This window comes from Agromyces sp. NPDC058064 (assembly GCF_042885275.1).
Lineage (GTDB): Bacteria > Actinomycetota > Actinomycetes > Actinomycetales > Microbacteriaceae > Agromyces.
Genome location: NZ_JBHVSE010000006.1, coordinates 150,922 through 165,334, shown reverse-complemented (window position 1 = coordinate 165,334; position 14,413 = coordinate 150,922). Strand labels below are relative to the sequence as shown.

Annotated in this window: 14 protein-coding genes; 7 read left to right on the top strand and 7 right to left on the bottom strand. The window is 74.2% G+C overall.

Annotated features, from left to right (window positions below):
* Nucleotides 1-76: 76 nt before the first annotated feature.
* Nucleotides 77-1,489 carry an acyltransferase gene (locus tag ACFVSL_RS17750; RefSeq protein ID WP_386942312.1) on the top strand — a complete coding sequence of 471 codons (1,413 nt, stop codon included), beginning with the start codon at nt 77-79 and terminating at the stop codon, nt 1,487-1,489.
* A 192-nt stretch (nt 1,490-1,681) separates the two neighbouring features.
* Here ACFVSL_RS17750 and ACFVSL_RS17745 read toward each other — a convergent pair whose 3' ends face one another.
* Complete coding sequence (locus ACFVSL_RS17745; protein ID WP_386942311.1) at nt 1,682-2,164, bottom strand: hypothetical protein; 483 nt, start codon at nt 2,162-2,164, stop codon at nt 1,682-1,684.
* A gap of 180 nt (nt 2,165-2,344) precedes the next feature.
* Between ACFVSL_RS17745 and ACFVSL_RS17740 the strand changes: the two genes are divergently transcribed.
* Nucleotides 2,345-3,334: a YihY/virulence factor BrkB family protein gene (locus ACFVSL_RS17740; protein WP_386942310.1), complete on the top strand. Its 990-nt coding sequence runs from the start codon at nt 2,345-2,347 to the stop codon at nt 3,332-3,334.
* Between the two features lie 20 nt (nt 3,335-3,354).
* On the opposite strand, the gene ACFVSL_RS17735 is transcribed toward ACFVSL_RS17740, so the two are convergent.
* Entirely contained in the window at nt 3,355-4,422 is a 1,068-nt protein-coding gene (locus ACFVSL_RS17735; RefSeq protein WP_386942309.1) for a YeiH family protein, read from the bottom strand.
* Nucleotides 4,423-4,492: 70 nt separating this feature from the next.
* Between ACFVSL_RS17735 and ACFVSL_RS17730 the strand changes: the two genes are divergently transcribed.
* The gene (locus ACFVSL_RS17730) at nt 4,493-5,407 is read left to right on the top strand and encodes a LysR family transcriptional regulator (protein WP_386942308.1); all 915 of its coding nucleotides are present in this window, start codon (nt 4,493-4,495) and stop codon (nt 5,405-5,407) included.
* Here the strand turns inward: ACFVSL_RS17730 and ACFVSL_RS17725 are convergent, their stop codons facing one another.
* Both ACFVSL_RS17725 and ACFVSL_RS17720 read right to left on the bottom strand, forming a co-directional pair.
* Nucleotides 5,408-6,205, bottom strand: coding sequence for an ABC transporter permease (locus ACFVSL_RS17725; protein WP_386942307.1), 798 nt, complete (start codon nt 6,203-6,205; stop codon nt 5,408-5,410). It lies immediately after the preceding gene.
* Complete coding sequence (locus ACFVSL_RS17720) at nt 6,202-6,918, bottom strand: ABC transporter ATP-binding protein (protein WP_386942306.1); 717 nt, start codon at nt 6,916-6,918, stop codon at nt 6,202-6,204. The genes ACFVSL_RS17725 and ACFVSL_RS17720 overlap by 4 nt, the downstream gene beginning before the upstream one ends.
* Before the next feature lie 77 nt (nt 6,919-6,995).
* Here ACFVSL_RS17720 and ACFVSL_RS17715 point away from each other — a divergent pair, with 77 nt between their 5' ends.
* The gene (locus ACFVSL_RS17715; RefSeq protein WP_386942305.1) at nt 6,996-7,643 is read left to right on the top strand and encodes a helix-turn-helix domain-containing protein; all 648 of its coding nucleotides are present in this window, start codon (nt 6,996-6,998) and stop codon (nt 7,641-7,643) included.
* Here the strand turns inward: ACFVSL_RS17715 and ACFVSL_RS17710 are convergent.
* A complete protein-coding gene (locus ACFVSL_RS17710; protein WP_386942304.1) occupies nt 7,616-8,875 on the bottom strand; it encodes a hypothetical protein in 1,260 nt (419 codons plus the stop codon). The two genes, ACFVSL_RS17715 and ACFVSL_RS17710, sit on opposite strands and share 28 nt — an antisense overlap.
* Before the next feature lie 129 nt (nt 8,876-9,004).
* Between ACFVSL_RS17710 and ACFVSL_RS17705 the strand changes: the two genes are divergently transcribed.
* On the top strand, nt 9,005-9,598 hold the full coding sequence (locus tag ACFVSL_RS17705) for an antibiotic biosynthesis monooxygenase (protein ID WP_386942303.1): 594 nt from the start codon (nt 9,005-9,007) through the stop codon (nt 9,596-9,598).
* A gap of 29 nt (nt 9,599-9,627) precedes the next feature.
* Here the strand turns inward: ACFVSL_RS17705 and ACFVSL_RS17700 are convergent, their stop codons facing one another.
* Both ACFVSL_RS17700 and ACFVSL_RS17695 read right to left on the bottom strand, forming a co-directional pair.
* Nucleotides 9,628-10,056, bottom strand: coding sequence for a cupin domain-containing protein (locus ACFVSL_RS17700; protein ID WP_386942302.1), 429 nt, complete (start codon nt 10,054-10,056; stop codon nt 9,628-9,630).
* A 122-nt stretch (nt 10,057-10,178) separates the two neighbouring features.
* Entirely contained in the window at nt 10,179-10,955 is a 777-nt protein-coding gene (locus tag ACFVSL_RS17695; RefSeq protein ID WP_386942301.1) for an IclR family transcriptional regulator, read from the bottom strand.
* Between the two features lie 85 nt (nt 10,956-11,040).
* Here ACFVSL_RS17695 and hutH point away from each other — a divergent pair, with 85 nt between their 5' ends.
* Both hutH and ACFVSL_RS17685 read left to right on the top strand, forming a co-directional pair.
* Nucleotides 11,041-12,603: a histidine ammonia-lyase gene (gene hutH, locus ACFVSL_RS17690; RefSeq protein WP_386942300.1), complete on the top strand. Its 1,563-nt coding sequence runs from the start codon at nt 11,041-11,043 to the stop codon at nt 12,601-12,603.
* Nucleotides 12,604-12,895: 292 nt separating this feature from the next.
* Nucleotides 12,896-14,311 carry a M23 family metallopeptidase gene (locus ACFVSL_RS17685; RefSeq protein ID WP_386942299.1) on the top strand — a complete coding sequence of 472 codons (1,416 nt, stop codon included), beginning with the start codon at nt 12,896-12,898 and terminating at the stop codon, nt 14,309-14,311.
* Nucleotides 14,312-14,413: the final 102 nt, after the last annotated feature.

Here is a 14,413-nt window from a genome sequence, read left to right as displayed (position 1 = left end):
GCAGTACCGGGGTACCGCCCGTGAACCCCTCGCCGGGGTGATGCCTCACCCGCCGTCGCGTTCCTAGCCTCTCGGCATGACCGAGACACTCGAACGCCCGCGGCTCGCGGCCCGCCCCGAGGCATCCGTTCGCACCCGGACCGGCGTGCGCCGCGACGAGAGCATCGACGCGATCCGCGTGGTGCTGCTCACGGCCGTCTTCGCGCTGCACGCGATGATGGTCGGCGTGAGCGTCGGCCCCGACGGGCCGGTGCTCGAGAACGCGCTCGAGGGCCAGGCGTGGTTCGGCCCGGTGAGCTGGGTCGCGCAGATCATGCCGCTCTTCTTCATCGTCGGCGGGTTCTCGAGCATCACGCACTGGCGGTCGATGCGCGCCCGGGGCGCCACCGCGTCGGAGTACGTGCGGGCCCGCATCGAACGGCTCGTCCGCCCCGCGATCGCCCTCGTCGCGGTCGTCGCGACGGCGCTCGTCGGGCTGACGGTCGCGGGCGTGCCGGCCGAGATCGTCGGCATCGCGGGGTTCCGCATCGGGCAGCCGCTCTGGTTCCTCGCCGTCTACCTCGGCCTCTCCGCGCTCGTGCCGCTCCTCGTGCGCCTGCACGAGCGGGCGCCGGTGCTCGCCCCGCTCGCGCTCCTCGGCGCCGTCGTCGCGGTCGACGCGCTGCGGATCTCGACCGGCGTCGAGCCGATCGGCTACCTCAACCTGCTGTTCGTCTGGCTGCTCGTGCACCAGCTCGGCTTCCACCTCGCCGACGGCGCACTCCACGGCCTCGCCCGTCGCACGCTCCTCGGCCTCGCCGGCGCGTCGCTGCTGCTGCTCGCCGTGCTCACGGTCATGGGACCGTACCCGGTCGACATGCTCGTGAACCTCAACCCGCCGACCCTCTGCCTCGTGGTGCTCGGCGTCGCGCAGCTCGCGCTGTTCGAGCTCGCCCGCCCGCGCATCCGCGCCTGGGTCGCCGAGCGGGATGCCTCGCGCGCGATCTCGTTCGCCGGCGAACGGGCGATGACGGTCTACCTCTGGCACATGCCGGTGCTCGTCGGCCTCGCCGGTACGGCTCTGGCCGCGAACGCCCTCGCCGGGTCGCCCCTGCCCGAGCCGCTCACCGCCGGATGGTGGGCGACGCGCCCGGTCTGGCTCGTCGTCGCCGCGGTGGCGGTCACGGCGGTCGTGCTCGTCTTCGCGCGGTTCGAGCGGGCCGGGGCGGGCCGCGTGCGCGGTGCCGATCGCGCCCCCGCAGCCGTCGCCGATGCGACTGCCGGCGCCGGCTCGCGCGCGCCCCGCGCCGGCGCCCCCGCCGGCGCCGCGACGACCGCCATCGACGCGGTCTGCGCCGTGGCGGGCGTCGTGGTGCTGCTCGTCGCGGGATTCTCGCCCTGGCCGGCCGCCATCGCGCTGACCCTGCTGGTGCTCGCCCTCACGGGGCCTCGACTGCGCTCGTGGCTCGGGCGACGCGTGCGCGCCGCGCTCGTCCTCCGGCTGCGGTGACCGGCGGCCGGCTCTCCGGTCCTCCGGTCGCCCGGCGGCGGCATCAGATGTGCAGAATGCAGGATGCCTCGCGCGACACGCCGCTCGCGGCGATACTCGAGGCGGCGTGGCGGCCGAGTCATCCTGAATTCTGCACGCGCCGCGCCACGCCGCGCCCCGCCGCCGCCGCCGTGCGGGCGCGAGGCGTTCGCGTCAGCGACCGGCGCCGTCGGCCCGTCGCCGCAGCTCGCGGATCTTCAGCCGCACGGCCGAGTGCAGGTAGAAGAGTCCGAGCACGACGTTCACGACCTGGCGGACGACGAAGCCGAGCACGTCGTCCATCGGCAGGTACGCGGCGACCGGGATGAAGTTGATCGTCGCGAAGGCGACCCCGAACGCGAAGTACGCGGTGATCGCGAAGCTCGCCGTCGGCCGGTAGGTCGCCTGCCACCACGGTCGCGAGGGGTCGAGCTCCTCCTCCTCGGAGCGCAGGCACCTCGCGAGCATGATCCACCAGGCGGCCTCGAGCGCGACCTGCGTGATCGTGCCGCCGAGCCCGGCCCCCGAGAGCCCCGCGATGACGGCGAGGACCAGGCCGCCCGTGACGAGCACGAAGGCGACCTTCAGCGCGGCCCTGCGCACCCGAAGCGGGTTCAGCTGATAGGCCGCCCGGTCGGGGCGGGGGGCGTCGTACATGGCTGCGGCTCCGGTCTGTCGTTCGGGTTCGAGTCGAGTGGGCGTCGGTCGCGTGCGGCGGTGGCCGTCGGCATATCTTCGCCCACGAGCGGCGCCGTGTCGAACGCGCCGGAGGCGCAACCCCCTCCCGCCCGCGCACCGCACCCCCTAGGCTCGGCACAGCCCCGATCGGAGACCCGCATGCCCGACCACGACTCACCCGTGCGCCTGTCGAGCGAGGACTGGCGGGTCGTCCTCACCCGCACCGTGCACGAGTACCGCATCAACCAGGTGCAGGACATCGCGGCGGCACTCACCTTCTACGCGGTGCTGGCGACCCTCCCCGGCCTGCTCGCGGTGCTCGCGGCGATCGGCATCTTCGGCAGCGCCGAGACCGCGGTCGGCGTCTTCCTCGACGTGCTCGACGAACTCGGCGGCGACGAGATCGCCGCCGCCCTGAGCACCCCGCTCGAGCAGCTGCTCGACGCCTCGCACGCCGGACTCGCGTTCGCGACGGGTCTGGTCGGCCTGCTCTGGGCGACCTCGGGCTACGTCGGCTCGCTCGGCCGGGGCCTCAACCGCATCTACGAGGTCGAGGAGGGCCGCCCGTTCTGGGCGATGCGTCCCGCGACGCTCGCGGTCTCGGCGATCGTCGTGGTGCTCGCCGCCCTGGCGGCGATCGGGCTGGTCGTCTCGGGGCCGGTGGCCGAGGCGCTCGCCCGCGTGCTCGGGCTCGACGAGGGCGTCGCGTTCTGGTGGGATCTCGGCAAGGTGCCGGTACTGGCGGCGATCGGCGTCGCGCTCATCGCCCTCCTCTACTGGGCGGCTCCGAACGTGAAGCGACGACACCTCCGCTGGTTCAGCGTCGGCGCGGTCGCGGCGCTGCTCGCGTGGGTCATCGTCACGACGCTCTTCGGCCTCTACGTCTTCGGCGTGGGCGCCTACGAGCGCACCTACGGCGCCCTCGGCGGGGTGATCGCGTTCCTGCTGTGGGTCTGGCTGTCGAACCTCGCGCTGCTGTTCGGCGGCGTGCTCGACACCGAGGTCGAGCGCGCGCGCCAGCTGCGCGCGGGCATCATCGCCGAGGAGCGGGTGCAGCTGCCGCTCCGCGACGACCGGGTCATCGCGAAGAACCGCGAGCAGCGCCAGCGCGACGAGCAGGCCTCGCGCCACATGCGGCTCGAGGACTGAACGGGCGGGCAGGGCCGGGGTCAGGCGACGAGCGCGACCCCGGCGAGCGCGATGCCGCCGACGACGACCGTCGACGCGCCCGCGAGGGCGAACGGGCGCACGCCGACGCGGCGGAACATGCTGAACCGCACCCCGGTGCCGAGGGCGAACATCGCGGCGGCGAGCAGGACCGTCTGCGCGACGCCCGCACCCGCGACGACGGCGGGCGGCACCACGCCGAGCGATCGGATGACGACCATCACGATGAAGCCGACGACGAAGAGGGGCACGAGCGGGGGCTGCTTCGCGGCTCGGCGGCGGCCCGGGGCATCCGCGCCGTGCCCGCCCTCGGTCGTCGCGAGGGCGCGGCGCCGCTGGATGCCGATGACGGCCATCACCGGGGCGAGCATGAGCACGCGCGCGAGCTTGACGACGACCGCGACGCCGAGCGCCGTGCCGCCGAGCGCCCCGCCGACGGCGACGACCTGGGCGACCTCGTGGATCGAGCCGCCCGCCCACATGCCGGCCTGCCGCTCGTCGAGGCCGATGAGGCCGGCCACGAACGGCACGAGCGGGATCATCAGCGTGCCGAAGATCACGACGAGCGCGACGGCGGTGACGACCTCCTCCTCGTCGGCGTCGACCACGCCGTCGACGGCGGCGACGGCGGCCGCGCCGCAGATCGAGAAGCCGCACGCGATGAGCAGGCGCTGGGTCGCACCGATGCCGAGCCAGCGGCCGATGAGGAGGGTCGCGCCGATGCCGCCCGCGACGATCGCGATGACGACGGCAATCATGCCGGGTCCGAGGGCGAGGATGTCGCCGAGCACGAGCTGCAGGCCCAGCAGCACGATGCCGAGGCGGAGCAGCGGCTTCGCCGCGAAGGCGAGGCCGGGCTCGAACCGCGGCGAGAGGGGAACGAGGTTGCGCAGCAGCACCCCCAGCACGATGGCCGTGAGCAGGGCGCTCAGCGTCGGGAGGACGAGCGTCCCGGCGAGGGCGAGGCCCGCGGCGACGGCGCAGAGCGCGAGGCCGGGGGCGAGCAGGCGGAGCCGGGTGCCGAGGCGCTCGGCGAGCGAGCGCTGAGGCGGTGGTGCGGGGTGGAGCATTCCTCCACCCTCCCAGCGGCGTCGGTCGCGCAGTAGCCGTCATTCCGGCATCGAGGCATATCATGCAGATATGCCTTCTCGCTGGCCCGAGCTCCCCGTGCTCGAGCTGCTCGCCGCAGTCGGCACGCACGGCAGCCTCGGCGCCGCCGCCCGTGCCGTCGGCATGGCGCAGCCGAACGCCAGCCGCTCCCTCGCGAACCTCGAACGCAACCTCGGGCTCACGCTCGTCGAGCGGCACCCGCGCGGGTCGCGGCTCACCGCCGACGGGCTCGTCGTCGCCGAGCTCGCCGGGCGCCTCGTCGACGGGGCCGCCGAGCTCCTCGCCACCGCCACCGCCCTGCGCGATCGGCACGAGGCACGGCTCGACCTCGCGGCGAGCCTCACCGTCGCCGAGTACCTGCTGCCCGCCTGGATCGCCGGGCTGCGGCACGCGCATCCCGAGCTCGACGTCAGGGTGCGCGTCGAGAACTCGACCCAGGTGTTCGAGCTGCTGGCGGCCCGCGAGATCGAGCTGGGCTTCGTCGAGTCCCCCTCGGTGCCGCGCGGCACGCGCAGTCGCATCGTCGCCCGCGACCGGCTCGTGGTGGTCGTCGCCCCCGCCCACCCGTGGACGAGACGCACGCACGTCACCCCCGACGAGCTCGCCTCGACGCCGCTCGTGACCCGGGAGGCGGGCTCGGGCACGCGTTCGACGCTCGCGGAGGCGCTCGGCCCGCTCGCGAGCCCGGCGGGGCGCGAGCTCGCGGCACCGGCGATGGTGCTGTCGAGCAACGCCGCCGTGCTCATCTCGGCCGCCTCCGGCGCCGGACCTGCGGTGCTCAGCGAGCTCGCCGCACGGCCGTGGATCGCCCGCGGTGAACTCGTCGAGGTGCCCGTCGACGGCCTCGACCTCGGCCGACGGCTCCGGGCGGTGTGGCGCGGCGGCGAGCCGCTGTCGGCCCCGGCGGCGGCCCTGCTCGGGCAGCTGGGCGGCGAGACGCGGTAGCTAGCGCACGTCGCGCCGCAACGGCACGGCGACCGCGACCACGGCGGCGACCGCCGCGTACCCCAGCAGCACGAGGGCGCCGATCGCGGGCGAGGTCGCCACGGGCATCGAGATCGGGAGCTGCTCGCCGATCGCCTCGCTGAGGAACGTGAAGTCGGTCAGCGCGGCCGTCGCACCGCCGGGGAGGAACGGGTGGATCACGTTGACCCCCGGGATGAGCAGCAGCACGTGCTCGAGGAAGTAGAAGTACCCGAGCACGATGCCGACGGCGAGCAGCTGGTTGCGGGCGAGCGCGCCGATCGCGACGCCGAGCACCGAGTAGACGGCCGCGGCGAGCGCGAGCTGGGCGAGCATCACGGCGAGCGCCCCAGCCGGCACGCCGAGCGACACCCCGCGCACCGCCGCGGCGGCGAGGAGGGCGACCGCCGTGCCGAGCGCGGCGGCCGCGCCGTAGGCGAGGCCGAGCCCGCCGAACACGAGCAGCTTCGCGACGAGCACCCGGCCACGCCGCGGGACGGTCAGGAACGTCGTGCCGATCGTGCGGTGGCGGTACTCGCCGGTGACGGCGACCGTGCCGATCAGCGCGGGCACGAACAGCAGCAGGCCGCCCATGCCCACGACGAGCCCGACGCCCTCGGTCGTCTCGATGCCCGGCAGCGGCGTGGTCGACTCGCCGGGCCCGACGAGCGCGAGCAGCGCGGTGAACCCGAATCCGCAGCCGAGCGCGGTGAGCAGGGCGGCGAGCGGCAGCCGGGTGGCGAGCAGCTTGGCGAGTTCGCCTCGGACGAGTGCGGTCACGGGTGCACCTCCATGGTGTGGGCGAGGAAGGCCGCCTCGAGGCTCGAGGCGGACGCGGTGAAGTCGTCGAGGGGGCCCGACCAGGCGACCCGGCCACGGTCGATGAGCACGAGGTCGTCGATGCCGTGCTGGAGCTCGGTCAGCACGTGGCTCGAGATGAGCACCGTGCCGCCGCGCGCCGCGAAGGCGCGGAGGAACTCGCGCAGCCAGACGATGCCGGCCGGGTCGAGCCCGTTCGACGGCTCGTCGAGCACGAGCACCGACGGGTCGCCGAGCAGCGCGGTCGCGAGGGCGAGGCGGCGCCGCATGCCCGTCGAGTAGCCGCGGATGCGCCGGTCGAGGTACTCGACGATGCCCGTCGTCGCCGCGACCTCGTCGACCCGGGCCCGCGGGTGACCGCCGAGCTCGGCGTACGCCCCGAGGTGGCCGCGGCCCGTCATCGAGGGATGCGCGCCCGCCGCGTCGAGCACGGCGCCGACCGTGCCGCTCGGGTCGGCGAGCTCGCGGTACGCCGCGCCGCCGATGCGTGCCGAGCCCGCATCGGGCCGGGTCAGCCCGAGCAGCATGGCGAGCGTCGTCGACTTGCCCGCGCCGTTCGGGCCGAGGAATCCGGTGACGCGGCCCGGCTCGGCGCGGAAGGTGGCCTCGCGCACGGCGTCGACGTCGCCGAAGCGCTTCGACAGCCCGGCGACCTCGATCGCGGTGGAGTTCATGGGGTTGCCCTTCGGTGGGATACTTCGTTCAGGTATTGAGAATGTTCTCATCGTGAGAATAATGGGAAGGGTCAGCCGTGCGCAAGGTCTCGCCGATCGCCGACGTCGTCATGCACCCGGTCCGGCTGCGGATCATCCAGCAGCTCGGCGACGGACGCCGGGTGACGACCTCCGACCTGCGCAACGCACTGCCCGACGTCGCCCAGGCGACGCTCTACCGCCATGTCGCCGCCCTCGTCGACGCCGGCCTCATCGCCGTCGTCGACGAGCGGCGCATCCGCGGCGCCGTCGAACGCACCTTCGCCCTCGGCGAGCGCATGGCGCACGTCGACCACGACGAGCTCCGGCAGATGGGCGACCGCGAGCTGCAGCAGTCGTTCCTGACCTTCCTGGCGCACCTCGGCGAGGACTTCGACCGCGCCTCGGCGATCCCCGGGTTCCGCGAGCACCTCGGCTTCGGGCAGGTTCGCCTGCACGTCGGCCCCGACGACCTCGCCCGGATCCAGGCCGGGCTCGGCGAGCTCCTCGCGCCCTACCTGACGCCGCCCGCCGGGGCGGCCGCCGCCGACGCCGCACCGGGTTCCGACGCGAGCGACGTCCGCACCGTCATGCTCTCGACCGTGCTCATGCCCGACCCCGCCGACCGGCCGTCACCGACCGAGCGGCCCGACTCCGGCTCCGACTCCGACCCGACCGGTCAGCCGGCGCCGTTCTCGGCCTCGTAGCTCGCCGACCCCGGGGCTCCGCCGCGCATCGAGAGCACCTCGCCCTCGAGCGAGAAGGTGACCCAGGCGTCGTAGTACTCGCCGTACACGGGCACGTCGACGACGACGGGCGGCGCCCCCGTCTCCGACGACCCCGAGCGCGAGACGTACACCCACTGGTCCTGTTCGGGATCGAGCTCGTCGAGCCCGCTCAGCCGCTGCGCCTCGGCGATCAGCTCGGGGAACCGCCCCGTGTCGACGGCGGTCGCGTCGAAGAGCATGAGCTCGAGCGCGCCCGGGTCGGGCTGGCTTCCCGCGGGGCCGGTGTTCTCGAACTCGCCGTCGATCACGTGGTAGCCGTCGAGCGTGCCGGCGCCGGGGGCGCTCGGCGCCGTCGCCGAGAGGTTCGCCGCCCAGAACACGAGCTGGGTCACGTCGTTCGAGTCGAGCCCCTCGATCAGCACGTCGACCGCGACGCGGGCGTTCTCCCCCACGAACATGCCCGCGGCCGCCTCGGCCTCGGCGTCGGACTCCGCACGCCCCTCCTCGGAGGAGGCGTGGCGCACCTCGCCCAGCGTCGTCCCGCCGGTCGCGAGCGCGGCGATGGTCGGATACGCGGGGATCAGTGCGAGGGCGGCACCCGCGAGGGCCGCCACGAGGTACAGCGGCGCGGGGATCCTCCGCAGCCCCGTCCTCGCGTCCTTCCCGGCCTCGGGCGCGGGCACGAACGGGTCGGCGCTTCGGGTCGTGCGCACCCGCTCGTCGGACTGCGCCAGCAGCACCCAGTCGTCGGGCGGGTCCATCACGATCGTGACCGGCGACGGCGCCTGCTCGCGCATGAGCACGACGACGACGCCCTCGGGCTGCAGCCGGGGGATCTCGACGAGGTCGACGATCCGGCGCGTGCGCACCTCGAAGGGCCGGCCGAATCGGGGCACCACCACGAGGTCGAGGTCGCACACGGGCTGGTCGTTGATCATGGTGCCGGTGCGGCTGATGGCCTTCACCCGCGCGAGCGCGAGCCGCCCCTGCGCCTCGGCCGCGGCGAGCTCGTCGGCGTTCGGCGGCCCGGCGAGCGCGCCGAGCCCTGCGCCCGCGACGCCGCGCACGGCGAGCACGATGGGGGTGAGCACGCTGAGCGTGATGAAGCACGGGATGACGAGGCCCGCCCAGGCCTCGTCGGCCGACACGATCCAGGCCACGCCGCCGGCGACCACGGCACCCAGGAGGGCGAAGCAGAGCAGTCTGATCACGCGTCAACGCTAGCGGCGTCACGAACGCGAAACATCCTCGAACTACACTCGACAGTCGGCGCGCGACACCCCGCACCGCCGACCCGCCCGCTTCCCCTGCCACGAGCACCCGGAACCCGAGGAACACGCATGTCCGAACCCATCACCGTCTCGATCCGCCGCGAGGTCGACCCCGCGCACATCGCCGAGGCCACCGCATGGGTGCAGACGGGCGTCAACCTCGCGAACAAGTACCCGGGCTTCCTCGGCTCGGGCTGGGTGCGCGCCGGCGAGTCGTCGCAGGTCTGGCACATGCTCTACCGCTTCGCGAGCGAAGACGCGCTCGAGGCCTGGGAGCGGTCGGGCGAGCGCACCTGGTGGCTGTCGATGGGCGAGGGCTTCGTGCGCTCCGAGCGCAGCAAGCGGCGCACCGGCATCGAGGGCTGGTTCGACGACCCGGCCACCGGGTCGATCCCCGCGGCGGATGCCTCGGGCGCACCCCTCGACGAGGCCTCGCCGCCGCCCGCCCCGCCGCGATGGAAGCAGGCCGTCACCATCTGGCTGGGCTTCTTCCCCGTGAACCTGGCGTTCTCGTACCTCGTATCGCCGGTGCCGGGCTTCGGCGAGCTGCCGATCTGGCTGCGCGCGCTCGTGACGACGCTCATCCTCACGCCGATCATGACGTACTGGGTGCTGCCGTGGGTCACCCGCCGGCTGCACCGCTGGCTCACGCCGCGCGCCTGACGCCGCACCGGGCGATCAGGCGCCCGGAGCTACCAGGGCATCGCCCGCTCGGGCAGTCGCGCCGAGTCGTCGGGGAGGTGCGGCAGCTCGCCGCCGCCGGCGCGGATGCAGAGCCAGCGCAGCTGCTCGGTGCCGTCGGGGGCGCAGCGCCAGGTGCGCGCGACGTCCTGGCCGACGCGCACGACGGTGCCCGGGCCGACCTCGACCACCTCGTCGTCGAGTCCCATCTGGCCGCGCCCCGAGAGGAAGACGTAGAGCTCCTCGATGCGCGCGTGGGTGTGCCAGTAGCCCGCCTGCTCACCCGGTTCGAGGGCGTTCGCTGTGAGTCCGATGTACTGCATGGCGAGGTCGTGGTCGACCACCCGCCGACCGTCGCGCGAGCTGTCGGGGCGGAACCCGCCGTGGTGTGCACGCCACTCGTCGAGTGCGCCGATCTCCAGTACCTCGTAAGCCGTCATGCCGCCACGCTACCGGCGGAGGCGCCTCCGCGACTCGTCGGAAACCGACGCCGACCGACAGTATCCGGACATCGTCGATCGACGCGCGGGGCGGTCGGGGCGGGACGGTCGACGCGGCACGGTCAACGCGCGGCGCCGATGCGGCGCGAGAGCTCGGCGGCCGCCGAACGGACGGCGGCGGCGATCTCGTCGGCGTGGGCCGCGGCATCCGAGTCGGCCCGATAGGTGACCGCGATCGCGGCGGCCGGCCAGCCGACGTGGTCGAGCACCGCCGCGCCGACCGAGGCGAGCCCTTCGGTGACCTCGCCGTCCTCGGCGGCCCAGCCCGCCTCGCGCACCCGCTGCAGCACCTGCTTGAGGCGGCCGTACCGCCACTCCCCCGTCTCGTTCGGGGCTCCGCGCCAGGCGAAGGCGGCCCGGTCGGGGTAGAGCGCGCGCAGCTGCGCGGGCGGCAGCGCGGCGAGCATCGCCCGCCCCGTCGCGGTGAGGTGCGCGGGCAGCCGCACGCCGACGTCGGTGACGAGCGAGGGCCGCCGCGGGGCCCGCTCCTCGACGAGGTAGAGCACGTCGTGCCCGTGGAGCACGGCGAGGTGCCCGCTCTCGCCGAGCCGGTCGACGAGCCCGGCGACGAGCGGCCCGCCGAGCCGCGCGAGCGGTTGCTGGCGGCTGAATCCGCTCGAGAGCTCGAACGCGGCGATGCCGAGCCCGTAGCGCCGCTCCTCGGGGAGGTGCACCACGAACCCGCGCTCCTGCATGACGGCGAGCAGGTGGTAGACGGTCGAGCGCGGCAGCTCGAGCGCCTGCGCGATGGTGGCGGCGGGCACCGGCCCGCGCTGCGCGGCGAGATGCGCGAGGATCGCGAGCGTCTGGTCGGCCGCCGGCACCTTCGATGTCGCCATACGGCGACCCTATCGTCCGGGATGCCAGACAGCCACGCCCGATCGTGCCTCCCGCGCGAGGCATCCGCGAGGTGGAATATCAGACATGAGCAGCAACGCGACCTCGACCCCCACGGCCGTCACCGTCGGCATCGCCGGCCTGAGCATCGACGACGTCGTCGCCGTGGCCCGCCACGGGGCATCCATCGTGCTCGACGAGGCCGCCCTCGCCGAGGTGTCGGCGAGCCGTGCGATCATCGACGGCCTCGCCGCCGACCCGAACCCGCACTACGGCATCTCCACCGGGTTCGGCGCCCTCGCGACGACCTTCATCGCCGACGACCGCCGCGCGCAGCTCCAGGCGAGCCTCGTGCGCTCGCACGCCGCGGGCTCGGGTGCCGAGGTCGAGCGCGAGGTCGTGCGCGCCCTCATGCTGCTGCGCCTCTCGACCCTCATGACCGGCCGCACGGGCGTGCGCCGCGAGACCGCCGAGACCTACGCGGCGATCCTCAACGCCGGCATCACGCCCGTCGTGCGCGAGTACGGCTCGCTCGGCTGCTCGGGCGACCTCGCCCCCCTCGCGCACTGCGCGCTCGTCGCGATGGGCGAGGGCGAGGTGCGCGACGCCGCGGGCGAGCTCATGGATGCCTCGTCGGCGCTCTCGGCGGCCGGCATCACGCCGCTCCACCTCGGCGAGAAGGAGGGCCTCGCCCTCATCAACGGCACCGACGGCATGCTCGGCATGCTCGCCCTCGCGATCGACGACCTCCGCCTGCTGCTCACGACCGCCGATGTCTCGGCCGCGATGAGCGTCGAGGGGCTCATGGGCACCGACGCCGTCTTCGCCGCCGACCTGCACGAGCTGCGCCCGCAGCGCGGCCAGGCGATCTCGGCCGCGAACTTCCGCAAGCTCCTCGCCGAGTCCCCCATCGTGCACTCGCACAAGGGCCCCGAGGACGGCCGCGTGCAGGACGCCTACTCGCTGCGCTGCGCCCCGCAGGTGCACGGCGCCGCCCGCGACACGCTCGCCCACGCGATCTCGGTCGCCGAGGCCGAGCTCGCGAGCGCGATCGACAACCCCGTGCTCACGAAGGACGGGCGCGTCGAGTCGAACGGCAACTTCCACGGCGCACCCGTCGCGTACGTGCTCGACTTCCTCGCGATCGCCGCGGCCGACGTCGCCTCGATGAGCGAACGGCGCACCGACCGGTTCCTCGACCGGGCCCGCAACCAGGGGCTGCCGCCGTTCCTCGCCCACGAGGTCGGCGTCGACTCGGGCCTGATGATCGCCCAGTACACGGCGGCGGGCATCGTCTCGGAGATGAAGCGCCTCGCCGTGCCGGCCTCGGTCGACTCGATCCCGTCGTCGGCGATGCAGGAGGACCACGTCTCGATGGGCTGGGCCGCCGCCCGCAAGCTCCGCCGCTCGATCGACGGCCTCGCCCGGGTGCTGGCGATCGAGGTGATGACCGCCGCACGCGGACTCGCGCTGCGCGCCCCGCTCGAGCCCGGAGCGCCGACCGGCGCCGTCGTCGCACTCACCGAGTCGCTCGGCGCGGGCCCCGGCCCCGACCGTCACCTCTCCCCCGAGATCGAGGCGATCACCGCGGCGGTGCTGTCGGGCGAGGTCGCCGCACGCGCGGCAGCGCCCGTGGGCGCGCTCGACTGAGCCCGCGAACACCGGCCCCGGCGACGATCGCCGGGGTCCCGAGGGGCGGTGCGCGCGGCGGATCGCCCCTCCTTCGTCGGGGCCCGGGAGGCCGCTGCGGCGCCGTCCGGCTCCCCCGAAGAGGGCACGGCCGCGACGCGCGGAGCGGTTGTGCCTCGCTGACGCGGGTGCAAGACTGAGGTACGTCGGCCCGAAAACCCGGCAACCCGAACGGAACCCAATGCCGCACCGCTTCAGTCTCACCGCGAAAGACCCCTTCCGAGCGCGTCGCGCCCGGCCGAGCGGAACTGCCGTGGCGGCCGCCGCGATCGCGGTGCTGATCGGCATGAACGCGGTTCCTGCTGCGGTGGCCGAAGAGGTCGCCCCGGTCGAGGCGACCGAGACGGCGACGACCGAGACCTCCACGACCGAGACGAGCGATTCCTCGGCCGAGACCGAGGCACCCGCCGAAGAGACGCCGACCGAAGAGCCGACGCCGACTGAGGAGCCCACGCCGACCGAGGAGCCGACGCCGACCGAGGAGCCGACGCCGACTCTCACTCCGGAGCCGACGCCCGAGCCCACGCCGACGCCCACTCCGACCCCGACGCCGACTCCCACTCCGACGCCGACGCCCACTCCGACGCCGACGCCCGCGCCGGGCACCCAGCAGCCCGCGCCGAAGCCGACCACGGCGCCCAGCGCGCCGGTCATCCTCATCGGCGACGGCCCGTTCGCCCGCATCTCGACGACGACCGACTCGAACGTCGGTCCCCTGCTCCAGGCGCGCGCCCGACTCGACCGTGCGGTCGCCGCACTGCGCGACGCCGAGGCCGAGCTCGCTGCCCTGAAGTCGACCCGCGAGGTCGCGCGCGGCATCGCGGAGCGCATGCAGTCGATCGCCGACGACGCCAGGCATGACGCCGACGTCGCCGCGGCGGGCTACCTCGCCGCGTCGAAGGGCAGCAACGCCTCCCTCAACTCCATGAGCGCCGCCATCGGCTCGGGCGGCGACCTGCTCGCCGGGCTCGGCGGAGTCGCCCGCATCTCCGACATCGCCGGTGACGCCGACCAGCTGCTCGAGATCACCGCGAAGCGCGACGCCGAGGCAGATGCGGCCGAGGCGCGAGCCGAGGAGGCGTGGGCCGCGGTCGACGAGATCGACATCGACGCCGCGGAGGAGAAGGTCGACGACGCCGAGCGCGCCGTGAGCAAGGCCCGCTCCGCCCTGTCCGGGCTGAAGACGCGCGTGGCCTCGACGAGCGTCGCCTTCATCGAGACGCTTCCGCAGGACTCCGGGCAGCTCAGCGACCAGGGCTGGTCGAACCCCGTCGAGAACAGCAACCTCACCGACGGCTTCGGCCCGCGGCCCAACAAGCCGCTGCCCGGCGTCAACGACTTCCACCGCGGCACCGACCTCGCCGCGGGCTGCCGCACGCCGGTGTTCGCCGCGACCGGCGGCACCGTCGTCGAGGCCCGGCCCAACGGCTCGTACGGCAACTGGGTCCTGATCGATCACGGCTCGGGCGTCTCGACCGGGTACGCGCACCTCATCGACGGCGGCATCCTCGTCGCACCGGGCCAGAAGGTCGCGGCGGGCCAGCTCATCGGCGCGGTCGGTTCGACGGGCGCCTCGACGGGCTGCCACCTGCACTACGAGGTCCGCATCGACGGTTCCGCGATCGACGCGATCCCGTTCATGGCGGCCCGCGGCATCGAGCTCGGCTGAGCGATCCGCTCCGCGCGGTTGATCGGGCAGTGACGTCGGCTGCATCAGGCCGACGACGGCGCGACGCTCTCGAACGTACGTCCGACGGCGAATCGGGGCGTC